At 42.1% G+C, this 20,059-nt stretch carries 18 protein-coding genes, 3 tRNA genes and 1 pseudogene; 6 read left to right on the plus strand and 16 right to left on the minus strand.

Annotation, left to right across the window (positions count from 1 at the left end; all coding sequences use genetic code 11):
- Window positions 1-37: 37 nt before the first annotated feature.
- From CZ360_RS02950 to CZ360_RS02970, 5 genes are all read right to left on the minus strand, one after another.
- The gene (locus CZ360_RS02950) at window positions 38-3,055 is read right to left on the minus strand and encodes an EAL domain-containing protein (RefSeq protein WP_077532687.1); all 3,018 of its coding nucleotides are present in this window, start codon (window positions 3,053-3,055) and stop codon (window positions 38-40) included.
- A 39-nt stretch (window positions 3,056-3,094) separates the two neighbouring features.
- On the minus strand, window positions 3,095-4,525 hold the full coding sequence (locus CZ360_RS02955) for an extracellular solute-binding protein (RefSeq protein WP_077532688.1): 1,431 nt from the start codon (window positions 4,523-4,525) through the stop codon (window positions 3,095-3,097).
- A gap of 255 nt (window positions 4,526-4,780) precedes the next feature.
- Entirely contained in the window at window positions 4,781-5,992 is a 1,212-nt protein-coding gene (locus CZ360_RS02960; protein ID WP_077532689.1) for an MFS transporter, read from the minus strand.
- Between the two features lie 409 nt (window positions 5,993-6,401).
- Window positions 6,402-6,608, minus strand: coding sequence for a hypothetical protein (locus CZ360_RS02965; protein WP_077532690.1), 207 nt, complete (start codon window positions 6,606-6,608; stop codon window positions 6,402-6,404).
- 70 nt (window positions 6,609-6,678) lie between these two features.
- On the minus strand, window positions 6,679-6,945 hold the full coding sequence (locus CZ360_RS02970) for a hypothetical protein (RefSeq protein ID WP_159438084.1): 267 nt from the start codon (window positions 6,943-6,945) through the stop codon (window positions 6,679-6,681).
- 266 nt (window positions 6,946-7,211) lie between these two features.
- Here CZ360_RS02970 and CZ360_RS14330 point away from each other — a divergent pair, with 266 nt between their 5' ends.
- The gene (locus tag CZ360_RS14330) at window positions 7,212-7,301 is read left to right on the plus strand and encodes a hypothetical protein (protein ID WP_407656935.1); all 90 of its coding nucleotides are present in this window, start codon (window positions 7,212-7,214) and stop codon (window positions 7,299-7,301) included.
- 243 nt (window positions 7,302-7,544) lie between these two features.
- Here the strand turns inward: CZ360_RS14330 and garR are convergent, their stop codons facing one another.
- The 8 genes from garR to CZ360_RS03015 form a co-directional block, all read right to left on the minus strand.
- Complete coding sequence (gene garR / locus CZ360_RS02980) at window positions 7,545-8,426, minus strand: 2-hydroxy-3-oxopropionate reductase (protein WP_077532914.1); 882 nt, start codon at window positions 8,424-8,426, stop codon at window positions 7,545-7,547.
- Window positions 8,427-8,431: 5 nt separating this feature from the next.
- Window positions 8,432-10,942 (minus strand): glycoside hydrolase family 2 protein, encoded by a 2,511-nt coding sequence (locus CZ360_RS02985; RefSeq protein ID WP_077532692.1) that lies wholly within the window; start codon window positions 10,940-10,942, stop codon window positions 8,432-8,434.
- A gap of 33 nt (window positions 10,943-10,975) precedes the next feature.
- A complete protein-coding gene (locus CZ360_RS02990; RefSeq protein ID WP_077532693.1) occupies window positions 10,976-11,965 on the minus strand; it encodes a D-2-hydroxyacid dehydrogenase in 990 nt (329 codons plus the stop codon).
- A 12-nt stretch (window positions 11,966-11,977) separates the two neighbouring features.
- Complete coding sequence (locus tag CZ360_RS02995) at window positions 11,978-12,814, minus strand: aldo/keto reductase (protein ID WP_077532694.1); 837 nt, start codon at window positions 12,812-12,814, stop codon at window positions 11,978-11,980.
- Between the two features lie 9 nt (window positions 12,815-12,823).
- Window positions 12,824-13,669, minus strand: a complete 846-nt coding sequence (locus tag CZ360_RS03000) for a carbohydrate ABC transporter permease (protein ID WP_077532695.1) — start codon at window positions 13,667-13,669, stop codon at window positions 12,824-12,826.
- Between the two features lie 36 nt (window positions 13,670-13,705).
- The gene (locus tag CZ360_RS03005; protein ID WP_229407971.1) at window positions 13,706-14,605 is read right to left on the minus strand and encodes a carbohydrate ABC transporter permease; all 900 of its coding nucleotides are present in this window, start codon (window positions 14,603-14,605) and stop codon (window positions 13,706-13,708) included.
- Window positions 14,606-14,687: 82 nt separating this feature from the next.
- Window positions 14,688-16,001, minus strand: coding sequence for an ABC transporter substrate-binding protein (locus CZ360_RS03010; protein WP_159438085.1), 1,314 nt, complete (start codon window positions 15,999-16,001; stop codon window positions 14,688-14,690).
- 238 nt (window positions 16,002-16,239) lie between these two features.
- Window positions 16,240-16,947, minus strand: a complete 708-nt coding sequence (locus CZ360_RS03015) for a FadR/GntR family transcriptional regulator (protein WP_077532697.1) — start codon at window positions 16,945-16,947, stop codon at window positions 16,240-16,242.
- Window positions 16,948-17,216: 269 nt separating this feature from the next.
- Between CZ360_RS03015 and CZ360_RS03020 the strand changes: the two genes are divergently transcribed.
- From CZ360_RS03020 to CZ360_RS14340, 4 genes and pseudogenes are all read left to right on the plus strand, one after another.
- Entirely contained in the window at window positions 17,217-17,489 is a 273-nt protein-coding gene (locus tag CZ360_RS03020) for a transposase (protein WP_077532698.1), read from the plus strand.
- A gap of 21 nt (window positions 17,490-17,510) precedes the next feature.
- Window positions 17,511-17,831, plus strand: a complete 321-nt coding sequence (locus tag CZ360_RS03025) for an IS3 family transposase (protein ID WP_077532699.1) — start codon at window positions 17,511-17,513, stop codon at window positions 17,829-17,831.
- Window positions 17,832-17,873: 42 nt separating this feature from the next.
- Complete coding sequence (locus tag CZ360_RS14335; RefSeq protein ID WP_407656937.1) at window positions 17,874-18,128, plus strand: DDE-type integrase/transposase/recombinase; 255 nt, start codon at window positions 17,874-17,876, stop codon at window positions 18,126-18,128.
- Window positions 18,129-18,209: 81 nt separating this feature from the next.
- Window positions 18,210-18,365: pseudogene (locus tag CZ360_RS14340) on the plus strand (IS3 family transposase); the annotation flags it as partial.
- Window positions 18,366-18,583: 218 nt separating this feature from the next.
- On the opposite strand, the gene CZ360_RS03040 reads toward CZ360_RS14340, so the two are convergent.
- The 3 genes from CZ360_RS03040 to CZ360_RS03050 form a co-directional block, all read right to left on the minus strand.
- A tRNA-Tyr gene (locus CZ360_RS03040) sits at window positions 18,584-18,669 on the minus strand.
- A gap of 33 nt (window positions 18,670-18,702) precedes the next feature.
- Window positions 18,703-18,778, minus strand: a tRNA-Thr gene (locus CZ360_RS03045).
- Between the two features lie 54 nt (window positions 18,779-18,832).
- Window positions 18,833-18,909, minus strand: a tRNA-Pro gene (locus tag CZ360_RS03050).
- Window positions 18,910-19,056: 147 nt separating this feature from the next.
- On the opposite strand from CZ360_RS03050, the gene CZ360_RS03055 reads away from it, so the two are divergent.
- Entirely contained in the window at window positions 19,057-20,055 is a 999-nt protein-coding gene (locus CZ360_RS03055) for a hypothetical protein (protein ID WP_077532701.1), read from the plus strand.
- Window positions 20,056-20,059 lie beyond the last annotated feature (4 nt).

The following is a 20,059-nucleotide window of genomic DNA, read 5'->3' on the forward strand; positions in this document are numbered from 1 at the left end:
AACAAGAGCTCGGGCCGGATGCTAACCGGCCCGAGCTTTAAGTTTCGCCGTTCACAAACTCCCGATATGCCTGGCGGAGCTGCTGCTTCTTTTCCAGTGGAATATCCTTCACCTCAAGCTCCGGCCTTGCAAGGTAATACCCCTGAATATAATCCACCCCAAGACGAACCACTGTGCGCATCTCCTCTTGGGTTTCCACTCCTTCCGCAATGGAGCGGATATGCTGGCTTCTGGAGTAGTCGACAATATGCTTAACCATCGTCTGCCGCGCGATATCCTTGTCAATATCGCGGATCATCGCCATATCCAGCTTCACATAATTCGGCTGCAGGGCAAGCATGGCTGTTTCCGTGCTGTAGCCGGTGCCAAAGTCGTCCAATGCGATCTCACCGCCCCAAGCGTGGATAGCCCGTTGTTTCAGAGCCATACAATCCGAGTCCGTTTGTTCACTTTCGATAATCTCGAGCACGACACGATACAGGTCATCATGATATGTTGTATAAATAAAATCCCTGGTCTTTTTTGAAAGATTGATGTTCGGCATGGAATTAATGAAAAGCTTTGCTTCCCCAAACGCCTCTTTCTGCAATCGGAACTCCTGTAACGCACCAGTCCAGGTCAGGCTTTCAAGCTGCGGCATCTTGGAATGAACGCGCGACAGTCTGATAACATCGGAAACGGTCTGTATAGTATCGCTCTGCGGGCGCATCAACGCCTCGTAGGCAAAGACCTCTCCCGTTTTCACCGAAGCAATCGGCTGGAACGCAAACCGCACCTCCCGCCGTTCAAAAAGCCGGATCAGCCCCTCCTGCCCGGAGAAGAGCAACGCGTCCCTCTGGAAAGCAGCCGGATCAAAAATTTTGATTGCGCCTTTCATAGTTTTCTTTGAATCATACATCGCGAAATCCGCATATCTCGCCAGCTCGTCATAATTTGTGCCGTTTTCCGGGCACCATGCCAGCCCTGCGGAGGCGCGCAGGTGAAGGGCCTGGTTGTCCGGCAGCCAGAATTTGGTACTGCTCAGCCGTTTATGTACTGTTTTTACTGCCTGTAACAGGGACTCCTTGTCAGAAAAGCCGGTAAGCAGGGCCAAAAATTCATCCCCGGAAATCCGGGAGACCAGCGCGCGGCAGCTGTCCAGCGTTTCCAGCACCTTTGCCGCCTCTGCAATATACCGGTCTCCGCAGTCATGCCCGTAGGTATCATTGATATATTTCAGGTCGTCCAAATCCCACATCACCATAGCGCCGATTCCAATGGACTCTTTTTTCAGCGCACGAACCGCCAGCCGGCGGAAGGAGCGGCGGTTTAACAGCTTTGTCAAAACGTCATAGTCCCGCTCATATTCGATCTTCAGCTTCTCGTTCATATCTTTGGTAATATCCATAGCCACAATCAAAATTTCTGCTTCGCTTTCGATCTTCTTTAGGTTAAGCCAGCTCTTCTCTCCATTTTCCCTGGATACCTGAATAATCTTAGTAGAGATTTCTCCTTCGTCGGTTGTCCTTACCTCTGGGGTTCCATATGTTTTGGAGATGGAGTAAAACCGGCTTACTAGCTGTTCAAAGTCCTCCTTTTTAAAGAAGGTTTTGCCGTGGCATTCAGCCGGCAGGCAAAGCAGCTCGCCTATGCGGCCATAACAATAAATGATCCTTGTTTCATGGATATATTCCAACGCGCCAATCGGGATGTCAGTCGCCTCGATAATATAAGAAAGCCGGGAATTAAACGCGATGACACTGGCGCTCATATCCTCAATCGCCTGGGAAAGGTTGTCAATTTCAGCAATATTGATCCTCGGCAGCAAAACCTGCTCCTCCCGGGAGGAAAGCCGCAGCTCGCTTGCCAGGTGACGGATCGGCTTTGTCACTCTGAAGGTGACAAAAGAAGTTCCGATCAGGCTCAGCAACAGCGCGATCCCAACGGACAGGAAAATGGAGGTTCTCAGTATACCGGAGACCGCCAGCAAATCGTTTTGGTTTACTACGCCCAAAAGCACCCAATGCTCTGTTTCAAAGGGCGTATTGTGGTCATAAAGCCTCAGTGATGCGGCACTGGACAAAACCGTTCCTGTCGGGCCTTCGCTCTCTGTTTCTATTTCATACAGTTCATATTTCTCATCTATGACGGAAAGAGAAAGCGGCCTGTTTCCGGATACCAGCCACTTAAACAGCGGCCCACTCTGAACCAGGGGTTTCAGCGTTCCGTCCTCGCCTTCACAAGCAATAATATATCCGCCCTCTGCCTCAGAGGCCGTCAGCTCCCGGTACGGGATCTGCTTATAAAGGTAATCCACAGAAACCTCAATTCCAATCACGCCAAACGCATTTCCCTGATCGTCAATCAGCGGCATGGTATAGGTAATCACCTTTTGATTGTTTCCGAACATATCAAAAGGCAGACTCCAATACCCGAGCTCCTTTGCCTCAAGCTGCGGGTAGTTTTTTACAGCCGCGACCGTTTTATAGTAAAACCGACTATTGTCTGACGCCTGATCCAGCCTCATCCTAGGACTCCAGAAGGAATCAAGCGCAAGGTTTAACTTTTTGCTGAGATCAGACGAACCGAACTCTACCAGGATATCATCGTTTTTCAGGGAAAAGGTTTGCGGGTCTTGGTCGCGCAGGTACCAGGCCGGGTATTCCCCTTCCTGCTCAGCCTCCCCTCCAATCACAACAAAAGCGCCTGTGGAGGAGGACGTCCGCAGCAGGGTCAGGAGACTGCTGCCAACCTGATCGGAGATCTGCAGTACAGCGTCGGGATTCGTTCTCTTTTCCTCCAGGAAATCCCTGTATAGCGTTTGACATTCCTGCATGACTGATTCAAAATTTTCAAGATTTGCCCATTTGTTCACCATGGTTCTCTGCAGCTCATCCCGTCTGGAGGAGACCTCGGAATTTAAAACCGAATAGGCGCTATCATTCACCTGGTCAATCGTGTTGTTTCCTAAAAATACCAATAAAAAAATTACCGATTCCAATGCTACTAAAACCAGCATTGGAATCAGCAGCTTTTGAAGGATTGAGTGTTTCCGCAGCAGGGTAAGCCGTGCCATAACATCCTTCCTTTCCAAACTGGTTTCTTGTCATGCTGCCTATGAAGCCTTAAGCGTTTGATCCAGCATGGTTTCAAGTTCTTGATACCACTGCTCAAACTGTTCGTCTGTCAGATACTCGGCCACCGCTTCATCATGCGGCACACCCTGGCCGATCTTTTCCAATACCAAAGCCCTGTTTTCCTGCGCGCGCTCCAGCATGGAGTTTTCCAAAATCTGACGGGCATTGTATCCGTTATCAAATGCCTTATTGGTATAAAGGGTATAGTCCTTTGCTTGATTGATACCTACCTCGATGGAGTCTTTCACAACTGGAGAAATATCCATCTGTTTCCCTTCCATAACCGAATGAACCAAATCCGGGTCATTCGCCTCCTGCTTTACCGGCAGATAAGCTGACATCAATGAAAATTCCGTATTCCGTTCCTTTTCCGTAAACCATTCCAAAAATACAACGCTCGCATATTCATGCTGTTCATCAGACCTGACAACAGCCATCCCAGCACCTTGCTGGACAGCATACGGCTCTGTTCCCTCAAAGTTCGGCACCGGCAGCACCATACACTCGATAGCCTCGCTTTCCTGGTCGTTAACCGAAACCTCTGTCGGGAAATAGCTCGCCCCGCTGGAGGAACCCACCAGCGCTATGATATCCCCGGTTTTCGCATCATCTGTGGCAAACCGCCCGTATTTTGAAAAATATCCGTTTACATAAGGGACGTACAGATTGTCCCACAAGCGGCGCATAATATCCTTATCTAGCTGCAGCGTTACTTCCCCCTTGTCGACCTTGAAAAGCTCCGTACCGAGCTGCAGGCTTCCGATAATCATATAATTGGCATAGGCGTCGCGCCCAAAAAAGGCTTTCCCGCCCGAATAATCATAATACTTCTCTGCGACCTCTGCCAGGCCTTCCCATGTGGAGAGATCGTCTGTGCTGACGCCTGCCGCCGCCGCAAAAGGCTCAAACGCCGTTTTATTGATCATGAGAAGCTCCGTTGATTTGGCGACCGGGAACACCTTCAGCTTGCCGTCTGCTCCAAGCCTTCCTTCTTCAATATAGCTCGGCACATATTCCGCTATTTCCTCCCCGGTCAAATAATCGTCGAGAGGAGCAAGCAGATCCATCTTGTCCAGCTCAAGAGCGGTATCGACATAGGTGGCAAATACATCTGGCAGTTCCTCTGCCCCTGCATCCTTATTTGCGGAAGCCGCTACCGCATCTGCCAGGTCATTGACGCTTCCCTGGCCAAACGCGTCTACGATAATTCCTTTTTCCTTCCCCACAGTCTCATTAAACTCATCCACCATGGTGTCAAACGCGCTTTTCAGCGCCCCGTTATAATAATGCCAGAGCGTAATCGTTGTAGGTTCTTCCGCAGAGAGGCCATGCTCATGATTTCCCGTGCAGCTTCCCAGTGTCAGCATCATCAAGAACGCCAAAATCCCACTGAATAATCTTTTTTTCATGTTGTTCTTCCCGCTTTCCCACATTTCATTTTATCAGCTATTCTGTAAAGTCACTTTAAATCATACCACTACCGCAATCTGTTTGCAGCCAAGAGAGAAGCCTCCTTAGACGTATGATCAGTATCCCTCAATGCCCTTCTTCAGCATGATTCCTTAACTAAAGTATACCATATTAGCAGGCTTTTGTCATGCCTATTTTTCCGGCAGGCTTCATTGGCGGCACTGCTGGGTGCCATAACGCTGTTTCCTATCATATTATCGTTCGTTTTCCATTTGTAATGCCTTTTTGATTTCCCGGTCCCGGATCAGGAAAACCGTTCCGATGATAAACAGGATTCCTGTTACAATCAGGATATATTCTATTTTGACACGGTCAGCCAGCGGGCCAAACCCCACCATGGCCAACGGCATAATCGTGCCGGTGACTACAGAGATCAGGGAGAACACCCTTCCCTGCATATCCGAATCGACATGCTCCTGGAACAGGGTGATAAACGGCGTATTGAACATTGGCATCGTAATCCCTGTCAGCCCCATCCAGGCCAGATAGCCGGCAAAGGGAAACGGCAGCCCCATCAAAACCGCGAATGTCCCGCATAACAGGCAGCCCAGGCCGATGGTATGGATTTTATTCCGGAAGCCGCCCCAGGATGAAATCAAAACACCGCCAAGGATGCTCCCCACGGAAAATACAATTTCGTTCAGCGTCAGATACCACGGGTCAGAGCCAAAGGTGCGTGTTACCATCAGGGTGGTTAAAAGAGCAAGCGGAGCCATCAGGATATTGCACAGCACCAGGTAAACCATCATCCGGGAAACCAGCCTGTGGTTCTTGGTGTAGGCCACGCCCTCTTTGATGGAGCTGAAATAATCAACTTTTTCCGACGCTTTGTCCCGGTGTTCTACCTTCACAAAGGAGAATACGGAAATCCCAATTACTGCTGTAATGACATCAATGAAGAAAATATATCCCAGCTCTACATTCGCGAGAAGTGCTCCGCTCGCCGCAGGTGAAAGCAGCAGCATGATCGACTGGATTGTGGAATTTACGCCATTGACGCGCATCAGCTTATTCTCCGGTACAATTTCAGGAATAAAAGAGGTTGTCGTAGGCGTTTGAATCCCGCTGCCGAGCGAACGGATTCCCAGAGTCAAAAACAAAAGCCACATGGAATCAATTCCAGCTAAAAACAGCAGGGCAATGATTAGGGTTGAGCAGGCAATTGCGCCGTCCGCCAGAATAATGAGCATTTTTTTGCTGTACCTGTCCGCCCACACGCCTGCAAATAAGGTGATCAAAACCTGCGGGATGAAACCAAATAATGTTGCCAGCGTGGTCATTGTGCCCGATTGAGTTTCCAGTGTGATATACCAGATAATCGCATACTGCACCAGCGAAGAACCAAACAATGAAATTGCCTGACTTGACAGGAACAGTCCCGCCTTTTGTCTCCAGTTATTTTCCATAAAAACGCCTCCTTTGTTTTGAGCTTATATCATTTTGAAATGACAGAAAAAACCGGCCACTATTACTAATGACCGGTTTTTGTCTTTGGTGACCGAAATTACTGGCATTTAGTAATCATGCGGATTTCGGGACTTTTCAAATAGCTAAATTAGAGGTTTATATTGAACCAACCAATTCTTTGATTTTTTTAATTCACGTCTATAATCTGCGGATAAATCATCTTTAGGGAGACGTTTATATATAGTAGCTTTTAGTCTATCACAATACCGCACTTTTGACATAATATTTTGTACTGTAAACAAATTAAGCCACGAATATCCAGTAGCTTGCTCAACTAAAAAATCATACGCTTTATCGTAAACCACTAAATCCTCATAAATGCTAACCATTGCAAGCTTATTTCTTGTCTTACTTTATGCTCATTTTCCCCAGTTTTGTACCAGCATCAATTGTATCTTTTAAATTTTCCTCCCAAAGATCTTGGCCCATTTCCTTGACATGTGCTTTCTTGCAGTGTCCACTGCCAAGAACATCACAACAAAAATCGTATTCATACTTATATAATGACTTTTCTCTTTCAAAATTTTCCTTTTCTTTACGATAAATCTCTGCCACTTTTATATTAAGTTTTTCTTTCTATCCTGAAGAGGCTGTTCTTTCCTTCCCAATTCCAACGCTTTTTCGACTATAGATGATAACTGTTTCTGTATTCCACCCCCACTTCATCTCCCTGTCTTAAAGTATCATCACCATCAGTGGCAACACAAGACTCCATATTTTGATCAAGCTGCAAATAGTAATGTTCTGCTATATAGCCACTTAATGTATTACTACCTTTATTAAATTCTGTTTTTATCCACATTTGCTTACTTTTTAGTTTTCTCTGTATAGATTTCTGTTGTATCAGTAATTGAATTAATAACGACATCAGATTCAACTGAATAATCATCAATAACAAGTGTTCTGCTTTCTTTGATTACGCTTTCACGATACTTGGCAACACTAAACATTTGACGATATTTCTCGAGTTTTTTGCTTAGCTGATTTTCTTGGCAGATTAAATCTGTACAATCACAGTCTGAAAGACCTCGTATCAATTCTTCAATATTAAATCGTATACTTCCGATGGCAGTACCTCGATTTAATAAGGTCCATCCTTTTTCTTGATCAGCATAGAAAGCTCCTAAAATATTATTTAAAATATCTTTATTAGAAAAAATTCATCGTACTTCTTACCGTTCTTTTGAAAATTGCAAATCGCTTATCAAAGAATACATGAACTTCTATAATTCCCAACGACCCCACTGAACAAACAATTACAAAACTTCCGATGCCATGGAAGAAAAATGTTATAAAAAGAAAATAAACTCTACAATCTAATGTAGAGTTCGAAAGTCGGATGCATTTTTATGTTTGTATTATAATTTCATCATTTTTGTAAAGCCGGTATCCAATAAACTAAAAGCGGAAAAGTGTTTATTAATCGAACCAAAATAGGAGTTAACTTCTAGCAGGCTAATCAGACGGTTCAAAAGTTAACTCCTATTCAAACTACTTGACTTCAACATTAGAAAGCTTTTCATAGTATTCTACGATACCGCAATGATCGTTGTTTCCTTTTCCATCATTTCTTAAAGCTTTTAAAATTTCAAATACTTGCGCAGTCAAGGTCAACGGTACAGACAGACCTTTTGCAGCTTCTAAAGCATTATTGAGATCTTTGTAATGCAGATCGATTTTAAATCCCGGTTTAAAGTTTCGCTCCATAATCAATGGGGCTTTTGCATTTAATACTGTACTTCCCGCCAACCCATTTTTTAAAGCTTCAAACATAATATGGGGGTCAACTCCTGCTTTGGTTCCCAGAACGAAGGCCTCTGAAACAGCAGCAATATTTAGAGCTACAATAATCTGGTTAGCCAATTTTACCGTATTGCCTGCACCGATATCGCCACACAGAGTCGCCGTTTGTCCCATACACAACAGCACCGGTTTTACTTTTTGGAATACTTCTTCCTTTCCCCCAGCCATAATTGCCAAAGTTCCATCAATCGCTTTTGGCTCTCCGCCGCTTACCGGGGCGTCGATCATTTCCATTCCTTTTTCTCCCAATATAGCTGCCACTTCCTGAGACACCTGTGGGTCGATGGAACTCATGTCTACTAATATTTTCCCTTTGTCAGCTTCTTCTATGATTCCATGTTCCCCGAGAACAACCCGTTTCACTTGCGGAGAATTTGGCAGCATAGTAATGATGAGATCACATTCTTTTGTCACCTGAGCAGCATTTTCTGCCTCTTGTGCGCCTGCACACACCATTTCTTCTACTGCATCTTTTTGAATATCATTACAAATAACAGTATAGCCGCTTTTTAACAGATTTCTAACCATTGGTTTTCCCATGATTCCCAAACCAATAAATCCAATCTTCATCATAATCAATTCCTTTCCTCATCTTTTATAGAAAGTTCTATCACCCTTTCGGATCCGAAAGCCCCCACCTTAATCACCGGTTGTTCAACAGTCGGCTCCAAAAATGTGACCTGGACAGTCGTTTCAGAATGTGGCAGCATTGGAAAATAATTGCTGCTGCACATAATATTTGTGATCCCCTCGATCTGTACCATCTGAATCAAGGTATCAGTCTTAAGGCAAAGCTCACAGGTTTGATCTGTTTTTCTTATAATTGACACTGATAACCTCTGCTCCGGAATCAATAGTTCACTGTACGGGCAAAAAAGTAATAAATCTTCTGAAAGCGGCTTTCCTTTTTCCAACAAACGTACGAAAATGGTTTCTTGAGTCCTATCCACCACCTCGTCATAAATACCAATCAATTCCATAGCACGACATAATTGTCCCGGAGAAATAATCATCTGTTTTTCCCATTTGTGTAGAACCTCCCCTTTCCCGTTTAAATGATATGCTTCTATCGTTACCTGTTTGGCTTCCTGTCCATGATGGGATGCCATTATCCGTACATCGCTGACATCACGGTATGGATAAACTGCTGTTTCCTGATAAAGGCGCTGAATAAAATAATAACTCATCAATGGTTCCCCGCCATAATCTACACAGCCAAACTGGAACAGCGGACCACCTTTATTCCAGGACCAATAAACGATTCCGTTACAAGACGGAGATTTAAACCGAAACTGGCTCAATGCATTATAATCCGCCAACGCCTGTTCTAATTCCATATTATACAGGTATGCTTCTAAGGAAGAATAATCAAATAGTGAACTGAACGGATGACGATTTTGCAGTTCTAGTGAAGTAAGAGCTTTCCACTTTTCTCCCCAGCCTTGTCCTGTAAATTTTTTTACATCAATATCCATATATTTCTGCAACGTTCTTGGACGAGAATAGCTTTCTGTAGTCCAGCAGGTCTCTGTGACAAAGGTAGGGTCCTTACCGGCATTATAGTAGCTTCCCCAGTTGTGGGATTCCCCCTCTACAGGCGATTGCGCATGTTTTCCGCCATGAGGGGAATTGTAGATATATGGGATATTTCCGCATAGTCGTTCCACTACCGGAGGGGTATAGGTAAGCGGCAGAGAAATTCCATAAAATTGGTCTAGTTCCTGCTGCATTCCCCATTCGTCCCAACCTTCCTGTTGTTCGTTTCCGCCGCAGATTATGCACAAGCAGGGATGTGAACGGATGTGTTTGATGATGCATTCAATTTCTGTAACAAAATCCGAGACAAATTCCGGGTCGTAATCCGGGTATACGTTGCTGTGTAAAAAGAAATCCTGCCAAATCAAGATACCCTTTTCATCACAGGTATCGTAAAATGACTGATTTTCCATGGCTCCCCCGCCCCACATGCGGATCAGGTTTACATGACTGTTTTCAATCAACTGGAACATATTTTGATATCGTTCCTCAGTGCTATAAACCTTGAGGTAATCCATTGGGATATAGTTTTGTCCCTTTACAAAGATACGCTTTCCGTTAATCCTAAAGTAAAAAGTTTTTCGTCCGGTGTCTGTTTCCCGTACGATTTCTGTCGTACGAATTCCGACTTGTCTGGAAACCTGATCTACTGTTTTATCCATTTCGATTACGCTCGCCTTGAGCGTATACAAATATGCTTCCCCATATCCCACAGGCCACCACAGATGGGGCTGTTCCAATTCTATCGCTATTTTTTGAAATTCCTGCGCCGCCCCCTGAAACTTCCAAACCGTTTTTCCTGATTGATCCAATAACTCTAACAAAAGTTCTGTAAGGTTGGTTGGATGTGCAAGAGAAATTTCAACAATTCCAAACGCCTTCCCCTGCTCCAGACGGTTTGTGGAAAAAGCAACATCTGTTAAGAAAGCTGCTGAGTAAAACCGCAGTTCTATCGGTCGATAGATGCCGATTCCCAGGACACCTGTACCTAGATTTAGCAGACTGGAAGTTGTAAAAAAACTACGCTGATATCTGCGTATTAAAGATTTCCCCAGCATTCCCTCAATCGCATTTCCGCGCTTTAGTCGTTTGGCCGCCTCTAGTTTGTTTTCTACCATTCGTTCATGTGCTTTTACTCGAATTTGCAACAGGTTTCCTTTAGGAATAAACAGCTCTGTTGGTACCGTAAATTCATAATTTTGATACGCATTGCGTGTTTCTCCAATCAGATGACCGTTTAGCCAGATTTCTGAAAACGTATCGATCCCATATACCTTTAAAACAGAAAATGGATACCGTTCCAACCGTTCCGGGGCATCGAATTTTGTTTCATACAACCAGTCGCTTTTGGCCACCCATGCGGCGTCAAAGGCGGCCTGCGTGCTTGCATATGGGTTTTTTAACCTTCCATGTTCCATCAAATCGTAATGGACACAGCCCGGCACTGTTGCTTGGAAACGATCTTGAATCGCTTCAGGCCGGGTGTGGTCAGGCAATTCCCGGCCATATTGGGACAATTCCCAATTTTGGGGACAAATTATCTGAACCATTTTCCCACCTCTTATCCTTACTTATCCCGCCAATTATTTGGTATAGACATCCCGCGGTTCTAACTGGTTCACCAAAGGTTCTCCGGCTCGGTATCGTCGAATATTATCACAGATGATGCGCAGGCAGTTTGCACGCATATCAGGCATTTCCGGGGTGCAGTGTGGTGTAATGATCATATTGGGAAGATCCCACAGCGGGCTGTCCGCCGGGAGAGGTTCCTTCTCAAAGGTATCACAACCTGCTCCGGCAATTTTTCCGGTTTTCAGCGCTTCGACCAAGGCTGGTTCATCAACAATAGGGCCTCTCGCCATGTTAATGAACAGTGCGGTGGATTTCATTGCTTCAAATGCTTTTCTATCAAACATATGATAAGTTTCATCACTCAAGCGGATTGCAACAACGACAATGTCACATTCTTTCAGCATTTCTTTCAGCTCGTCGCCTTCCTCCGCACCATACATTTTGTCAACACTCTCCGGAACAACAGCTCTGCTCCGGTCATACCCCAGCACGGTCATACCAAAAGCCTTGGCGCGTTTTGCCACCTCTGTTCCAGTATATCCAAGCCCTACTATGCCTATGGTCTTGCCATAGATTCCACGGTCATCTACATACATTGTTCCGCCCCAGATATGCTCTTTCTGTTGTCTGCTGACATCATGCATCTTATAGATCAATGATAGGATCAGGAAAAAGGTATGTTCCGCCAGCACCGGTCCGGAACGGCCTGCGGAACCTGTCAGTTTAATCCCTCTTTCAAAAATCTGCGGCTTTGCAGAATCGTTGATTCCACCCAAATCACAGTGGATCCATTTTAGATGTTTTCCTTCATCGATGATCTGCTGGTTTAGGTTTCCGCCTAAAATTGCCACATCGGCTTCTTTTAATGCCTCTGAGATACCAACTTTATCATTTGCAGCAACATGTAATATGGTTGCAGGTTTCAACGCTTTTTCTAACTCTTCCCAATACCATCCATCGTAAGGCACTGTTGCCAATACTGTTTTTATCACGTTTTCCATTATAATTACTCCTTATTCATAGATCATGTCATCAGGATCTGTTCCAATTCGTCCATTTCGTTCCAAATTATTGATTGCCTCCATTTCTTGTTCTGTTAATTCAAAATCAAAAATTAAGGAGTTTTCAATAATTCTTTCTTTATGTACAGACTTTGGAATAATAACCACACCAGACTGTAAATTCCAGCGGAGAACCACTTGCGCTGGAGTCTTTTGATATTTTTTAGAGAGTTTTACAACAATATTTTCCTGCAAAACATTCCCTTTCGCAATGGGTGCCCAAGCTTCCGTTTGTATATCATGAGCCGAGTTATAGCTTAACATATTTTGCTGTGTTAAATAGGGATGTCGTTCTATCTGATTGACTACAGGCTTAATCTGACAATGGGATAGAAGCGCATCTAAATGATGAGCGTGAAAATTACTGACTCCGATTGCACGTACATATCCCTCTTTATACAATTTTTCCATTGCTTTCCATGTATCTAAAAATTTATCAGTAACCGGAAAATGCTCTAAGTATAAATCAATATACTCCACACCTAACCTTTTACGGCTGCGTTCAAAGGCCTGCAATACGTTTTCATAACCCTGTTCGTTATTCCATGCTTTTGTGGTAATAAAAATATCTTGTCTATTTATCCCGCTTTGACGGATAGCTCTTCCAACGCTTTCCTCGTTTTGATAATAAGAAGCGGTGTCAATACTTCTATACCCGGCTTCTAATGCCCACTTTACAGCCTTTTCTGTTTCTTCACCATCTTTGGCTCTCCACACCCCTAATCCAAGTTGAGGAATATGAATTCCATTATTTAAAGTAATACAGTCTGACAAAGATTTTACAATCATAATTTTCACCTATCCTTTCAACCCCTGTGTAGCAACCCCTGCTATTAGTTGTTTCTGTGCGAAGATAAACACAATAATAATTGGCAGCAGAGACAGCGTTGACATTGCAAATAGTTGTCCATAGTTAGAATCACCTGTTGAATCGATAAATGTCCTTAATCCCAATGCAATCGTAAATAGATGCGGGTCTCCAATATAAATTAGCTGACTAAAGAAATCATTCCAAGTCCAAATCAAGGTAAATACAGCTACCAAAGTCAGTGGAGATTTACATAATGGCATAATGATTTTTAAATAAATAGAAAACACACCGCATCCATCAATCATTGCTGCCTCATCTAAATCTCTTGGTATGCCACGCATAAACTGAACTAACATAAAACAGAAAAAGCCTTCTGTAGCTAAAAACTTTGGTACAATTAAAGGAAGAAAAGTATTTGTCCAACCTAAAGCATTAAACATGATAAATCTAGGAATTAGAACAACATGAAACGGCAACATCATTGTAACAATCAATATCGAGAACAAAAGATTGCTTCCTCTAAAGCGGAGACGAGCAAATGCAAATCCTGCTAAAGAACAGGAAACTAGATTGCCAATAATACAAAAAATAACTAATATGATAGTATTTTTAAAAAACAGTCCAAAACTGGTCCCTGACAATCCATTCCACCCCTTTATATAATTTTCAAAGGTAACTTCAGAAGGGAATAGTCCCATATCTTTAAAAATTAGTTCTTCAGGTTTAAAGGAACTGGAAATCATCCAGATTAAAGGATACAACATAATGATTGCACCTAATAATAATAAAATAAATGATATAATTATTCTGATTTGGTTTCGTGTTTTCTTCATAGCTCTTTTCCCTTCCAATAAGCGGTCAATACACCCTTAATCATCATAATGTACCCAAAACTTTGAAGTTCCAAATAACACTAATGTTAGAAGTCCGACCACAATTAATAAAAACCAAGCCATCGCAGAGGCGTATCCCATTTCATACTGAGTAAATCCTTTAAAATATAAATACAGCGTATAAAATAAAATGGAGTCCCTGAAACCACCTGTTCCTTTGCCGATAATAAAGGCGGGAGTGAATGCTTGAAATGCCGAAATTAACTGCATAATCAAATTAAAAAAGATGATTGGTGTAAGCATTGGAAAAGTAATTTTGAAAAAGCGTTTTACCGGTCCAGCCCCATCTATTTCTGCTGCTTCATACAGTGTATCCGGAATATTTTTAATTGCAGATACAAAAATCACCATGCAAGATCCAAATTGCCAAACCAGCAAAACAATTAAGGTGTTTACCGCACTACCCGGATTATTGATCCATGATATATTTTCAAATTGTGTAAAGCCCAGAGAGGATAAAAGGTTGTTTAACAGCCCGTCTATGCCAAAAACTTGTCTCCATAATAACGCAATAGCTACGCTGCCTCCCAACAAAGATGGGACATAGTAAACCGCCCGAAATATTTTAAATCCCGGGATTTTATCAGAAATAATAACTGCTAAAAACAATGCAAAAATCAACTGCAAAGGAACACCTAACGCAACATAATGCGCAGTAACCTTTGCTGACTGAATAAATCTAGCGTCATTAAACATCTCAATATAGTTTCCCATACCAACCCATTGAGGTGCATTAAACATATCATAATCGGTAAAAGAATAATACAGTGAGGCAATCATGGGAACCAAGGAAAATACGACAACACCTATTAACCAAGGCGCTAAAAAAGCAAAAGCTATCTTTTGGGTGTATTTATATTTAGAATTTGTCTTCAAAACAACTTCCTTCTCCCTATTATAAAGTTAATTTTGTCATAGTGACAGTTTCATAAAACAGAAACTGTCACTATGACATCGATTATTGGTTTTTAGATAGAACATCTTCCGCTTCGGCAAAGAAGTCGTCTACTCCCGCATTGATATCCACAGCACCGGAAGAAATATTCTCATAGGTCCGTTTTAACGCATCCATAATTGTGGCACTGCCCTCTGCGCGCGCAACAGTTTCCGGTAATGTACTATCCTTTACTAAAAGATCAATAAAATCATAATTTTTCTTTTCATCTTTTGTGGCTTCTGCATTCAATGCTTCAATAGCCTCTGGATCTGCCGGTGCGCCATAATCAGCTTTGAATACTAAATTTGCATCTATATCATTGACTAAATAATTTATCAAATCTACACTTTCATCAACTACTTTACTTTTTGAAGAAATCCCAAATGCTGTTGGCTGCAAAATTTCGCACCCATTTCCACTCACACTTGGAGCCCTTGTGATAAACAACTCTGAATCAGACAACGAATTAAAGGTGGGCATTAAATTACAATTTTGAAACAGCATAGCTGTTTTTCCTAAAACAAGATAGGAACTTTCATATGGCAAAGCTGCAGCCTCAGCGGATTCACCAGCATCAGGCGTGCAACCAGATTTTCTTAAATCTTCCCATAAAGCAAACCATGAAGCTAAATCCTTTTTTTCAAAGCCCAAGCTTTTTCCATCTTCACTATATACTGTTTTTCCTATGGAACGAATATAAGCCTCAAACGCATGATCAGAAGTAGCAGCCGTTTCGACAACCCATACATCATCCGGAAGTTTGGCTCTTAAATCTTTGCAATATGCTACAAATTCATCCATAGTCCATGTTTCTGGCGGGATCTCACCCCCTACGCTTTCAATAAGTTGCTGGTTATAAATAACCCCTTGAGCGGACAGTGCATATACAATACCATAAATTTTCCCATCTAAAATCCCAGGAGATTTGGCAGTTTCCGTCCAATCACTTAAGTCGATTTTTCCAGACTCTACATATTCGTCTAACGGCAATAAGACACCTTTATTCACATATTCGCGAATAGATTGCATTACAAATGGAGATACATCCGGTTGTGTTCCTGTAGCAGCTTGAGTTGTAAACTTTGTCCAATAATCATTCCAGTTAGTATATTCCCGAGTCACTGTAATTCCTGGGTGATCCTTTTCGTATGTATCTAAAATTTGATTCATTCTTTCGTTTCGAGTGTTAGCACCCCACCATGACATACGGATCGTAGTATCCTTACCCGAATTTACCTCTGACGTAGAAACGTTTTTGTCATTTGCAGAACCTCCACAGCCAGTAATACTTGCTAGCATCAATGCTCCCAGTAAAGCTGCAAAAAATTTTTTCATTTTCTTTTCCTCCATTTTCATATATTTAATTTTAAATTAATGATGACAGTTATAAAATTATTCTGTTTATATTGTTTGGATTTAACATTTTGAATGAAAATCTAGGCCTTTTCTTTCATAAATAAATGATATTTTATGCACCTTAAACAGGTGTTTTTTTTTATGCCTTTTTCTCCATTTTATAAAGAACGAAAAATTCTAATATTTCCGTATATACCTTTTATTTTCCTCTCCTTTCTCAAAAATTTTTTCCTTCAAGACGAACTTCCCAACCAGAAAAACTTTTTTGAAGCACTTGATTCATACTCTCTCTATTTTTGTTTTTTAATGCTTCGTAAATTTGTCTATGATCTTGTGCAATATTATATTTATTAAGCACTTTCCCTATTTTAGGAATTGTTGATTGAAACAGTTCTAATAATCCCTCTCCGGTTTTTATTACATAAATATTGTGAGTACAATCCAATACCGCCCGATGAAATCTCAATTCATCTTCCGAAGAAGGTTCACGATATTGTATTTCGTTTTCCAAATCAGTAACAATGTTTTCTATTATTTTTAAGTCTTTTTCAGTAGCCTGTTCCATTGCCAACATAGTATATGCAGTTTCATACATTCTTCTAAATTCTACTAATTCTTTGACCGATCGCGGCAATAAAATTAATTGAAGTGAAAACGCGTTAATGACACCGCTTCCAAAATCAGAATTAACAAAAGTTCCTTCACCCTGTTTCGTTTTCAATACATCAAGAGCTTCTAACATTTTAATTGCCTCTCTAACCGATGATACCCCCACGCCCATGTCAGAGGCCAACTCAGCCATAGACGGTAAACGGTCACCGGGTTCTAACTGCCCTCTTACTAATGCTTCTTTTAAACTATTTAACACTAAATGAGATACTTTTTCTTTTTCTTTCACCGTAGTAAAATTCAAATTATCAATCATATTTCATTCTCTTTCTTTTATATGATATAAGACGTCTTATAACTTATGATATGATTATATGTTATTCATATAATTTTGTCAATATATATTTTTAAAATTATATGATTTATACATGGAGTGCTACTGGAATTTGGTACATTTTATTTGTGTCCGCCTCCATTAACTTCAAATTTCATCTGAGCAAGATAAATGGTAAGGCAATCAGCCTTTATGGCAGCTGATAATTTTGTTACAATAATCAAAGCCAACAGAAAGGAGATATTTTAATCATGCCCAAGACCTATTCAGAGGAATTTAAACAAATGCTTTATCAAAAATACAAATCGGGAGAAACTATATCCAGCCATTGTAAAGCCTATGATGTTTCCCGAATTTCGCTCTACAACTGGTTTTCAGACATGAAACCAATTGTGAAATCTCAGGGGAAAATGTATTCGGCTGGTAATATTCTCGCCTTGCAGAGAGAATTAGAACGTTTAAAAGCTGAAAACGAGATCTACCGTATCAGCGGCTGCACCCCAAAATCCCCTCTAAAAAACTGAATTGATGCAGATTTAGAATTAATGGAACATTACGGTTTTCGAATGATGCTTGTATGTAAAGCACTTGATGTAAATCATACAACACTATATCATCGAATTCGTCATAAAGATATTCCGACCAGTTATGAATTGCGAGATAATGAGCTTCGTCCACTTATTCAAAAAACATTTGAAAAAAGTAAGCAGAGATTTGGAGCGCCTAAAATTCGCATCAAATTAAAAGAAATAGGATACACTGTCGCCATTGAAAAGATACGAGAATTAATGAAGGAAATGAATCTTTGCTGTCAAGTACAGAAACTCTCCCGATATGATAATAACATTTATCATCGGCAGTTTTGAAAAGATAGATTAAAACGAAACTTTACAACAGAAGCTCCAAATATTGTGTGGGTCAGTGACACAACATATGTGATGGTAAATAAGACATTTTATTATATTTGCGTTATGATCGATTTGTTCTCCCGAAAAGTCATATCTTACGAAGTTTCAACCTATAACAATACAACCCAGTCAAAAGAAGCCTTTAAACAGGCTTTTCAAGAACGAGATCGTCCGCAAAATTTGATTTTTCATTCTGATCAAGGCTCACAATATGTCTCTTATGAGTTCGTCAATATCTTCAGAAAAACAAAGTAAAACAATCTTTTTCAGTACCTGGTTCTCCGCACGATAATGCAGTAGCAGAGTCTTTCTTTGCCTGTATGAAAAAAAGAATTACATCGTCATGCTTATTTCACTGCAGAAGAACTAATACAATCCGTAGAGGAATACATTCACTTTTTTAATTGTGAGCGACCTCATCATCGGTTGAAAGCACGAACACCTGAACAAGTAGAAATAGATTATTATGCAGAAAATCCGGCAAATACATAATTACAATAATAAAAAACGAAGGTATGTTTTGTACATTTCCAAAAAGAAACTACAAAAACTTACCTTCGTATCATCTGGTGGTGGAGGATGGATTCGCTTTTGCTGCGGCAAAAGCCGGTCGCGGCTCTGGATGTCCACCGGAAATCCGTTCACTGCCGCTCCTATCGAACCCATCTGCAAAAAATAAAGACAATCTGTAAAAACAGATTGTCTTTATTTGGTGGTGGAGGATGGATTCGAACCATCGAAGCTAAGAAGCAACAGATTTACAGTCTGCCCCCTTTGGCCACTCGGGAACTCCACCATATTATGAAATTTTCCTTTGTCGAAAAAGGATTGGAGCTGGTGAACGGACTCGAACCCCTGACCTGCTGATTACAAATCAGCTGCTCTACCAACTGAGCTACACCAGCATTTACGACACCTGCATATTATATCAGACAAGCTGACATTTGTCAACAGCTTTTTGGTCGAGGCGACAGGACTCGAACCTGCGGCATCTTGGTCCCAAACCAAGCACTCTACCAAACTGAGCTACGCCTCGATCAGCATATACGCATGGAACAGCTTTTATATTATATCCGAAAATCTTTTATTTGTCAACACTTTTTTCTCAAATTCCATTTTTTGACATTTTTCGATAATTACAGTACAATAATGACATAGGAATCGCGATAAAAGGAGGGCTTTGATGAAGCGCGAACAGATATTTTGTCTAATTTTGGCGGTTATAGTTTCCGGCGCGTTTCTTGCTGCTGTCGGGTTGACCTTCCACTCTGATGCAACTACAATTATTTTAGGCGGCAACGTCAGCGCCACATTCCATCAGGATTCGCAGGATGACGCCCAAAGCTATCGTAATGGCGGCCAGAAAAACGGCAGCCGCTCCGGCGCTTCGAATCAATCCAACTCCAGCGCAAACTCGGATTCTGAAATCCCCCTTTCCGACATTGTCTCAGAGGAATTTTCTGAGCCACAGGAGCCGCCCGTCGAAAGCGGCCTGACTGAAGAATCGGATCCATCTGATTCTGCTCCAGTTTCCGACTTGCCGGATGATGATTTCTCAGAGGCAGAAGCGGTTCTCCGTTCCATTGAAAAGCGCTATTCCATTTCTGTCACCTTAAACACGCCGCTGCATCCTATTGACTCCTCCAAGCTGTTTACCGATTCCGGCAAGGCATTACGGGTTGCGAACTTCCTTTCTGTTTCCTGCGGCTGTCTTGCAAACGAGCTCTCCGGTCTGCGCGACAACGGATACCAGATTAAGGTGCTCCTTTCTTCGGCTGCGGCTACCAGCATTTCCGTTTCCCTGAGTGGGAATACGATTTTGTATCAGGTTGACGCAAGCAGCGTTGATTGGACTTTTTCCTTCTGCTACGAGACGGTGAGTCTCATGGAATCCATGCTGATGCAGCAAGCGAATCAGTCTGCGCTTTATCAGGAGTTCACAAAGTATAACCCCAATAGTTTCTCCTACGGCACGCCGGATTTCTCCCTGATTCAGACCACTCCGGCAAATACCTATTTCTGGGATGTCGCCTGTCAAAAATCGGTCTCTGAGGATAGACTCCGCGTGTATACCTGCTTCATCAAGGGCTATGTCGGCAACCAGTATAAAACAACTGCCTGTCCAATGTTCTGCAAATACCAGGTGATGAAAACTCAGTTTGAAACCTATATCCTATCCTAATTGA

Origin of the sequence: Massiliimalia massiliensis (assembly GCF_900155615.1) — a bacterium.
In the GTDB taxonomy this organism is placed as follows: Bacteria; Bacillota; Clostridia; order Oscillospirales; family Ruminococcaceae; genus Massiliimalia; species Massiliimalia massiliensis.

What these genes read in the sequence shown, in the direction of transcription:
- CZ360_RS03025 (WP_077532699.1), top strand. Translation starts at nt 17,511, where the DNA reads ATGGAACATTACGGTTTTCGAATGATGCTTGTATGTAAAGCACTTGAT.
- CZ360_RS03020 (WP_077532698.1), top strand. Translation starts at nt 17,217, where the DNA reads ATGCCCAAGACCTATTCAGAGGAATTTAAACAAATGCTTTATCAAAAA.
- CZ360_RS02990 (WP_077532693.1), bottom strand. Translation starts at nt 11,965, where the DNA reads ATGGAAAACGTGATAAAAACAGTATTGGCAACAGTGCCTTACGATGGA.
- CZ360_RS02950 (WP_077532687.1), bottom strand. Translation starts at nt 3,055, where the DNA reads ATGGCACGGCTTACCCTGCTGCGGAAACACTCAATCCTTCAAAAGCTG.
- CZ360_RS03055 (WP_077532701.1), top strand. Translation starts at nt 19,057, where the DNA reads ATGAAGCGCGAACAGATATTTTGTCTAATTTTGGCGGTTATAGTTTCC.
- garR (WP_077532914.1), bottom strand. Translation starts at nt 8,426, where the DNA reads ATGAAGATTGGATTTATTGGTTTGGGAATCATGGGAAAACCAATGGTT.
- CZ360_RS03015 (WP_077532697.1), bottom strand. Translation starts at nt 16,947, where the DNA reads ATGATTGATAATTTGAATTTTACTACGGTGAAAGAAAAAGAAAAAGTA.
- CZ360_RS03000 (WP_077532695.1), bottom strand. Translation starts at nt 13,669, where the DNA reads ATGAAGAAAACACGAAACCAAATCAGAATAATTATATCATTTATTTTA.
- CZ360_RS02985 (WP_077532692.1), bottom strand. Translation starts at nt 10,942, where the DNA reads ATGGTTCAGATAATTTGTCCCCAAAATTGGGAATTGTCCCAATATGGC.
- CZ360_RS02955 (WP_077532688.1), bottom strand. Translation starts at nt 4,525, where the DNA reads ATGAAAAAAAGATTATTCAGTGGGATTTTGGCGTTCTTGATGATGCTG.
- CZ360_RS03010 (WP_159438085.1), bottom strand. Translation starts at nt 16,001, where the DNA reads ATGAAAAAATTTTTTGCAGCTTTACTGGGAGCATTGATGCTAGCAAGT.
- CZ360_RS02995 (WP_077532694.1), bottom strand. Translation starts at nt 12,814, where the DNA reads ATGATTGTAAAATCTTTGTCAGACTGTATTACTTTAAATAATGGAATT.
- CZ360_RS02960 (WP_077532689.1), bottom strand. Translation starts at nt 5,992, where the DNA reads ATGGAAAATAACTGGAGACAAAAGGCGGGACTGTTCCTGTCAAGTCAG.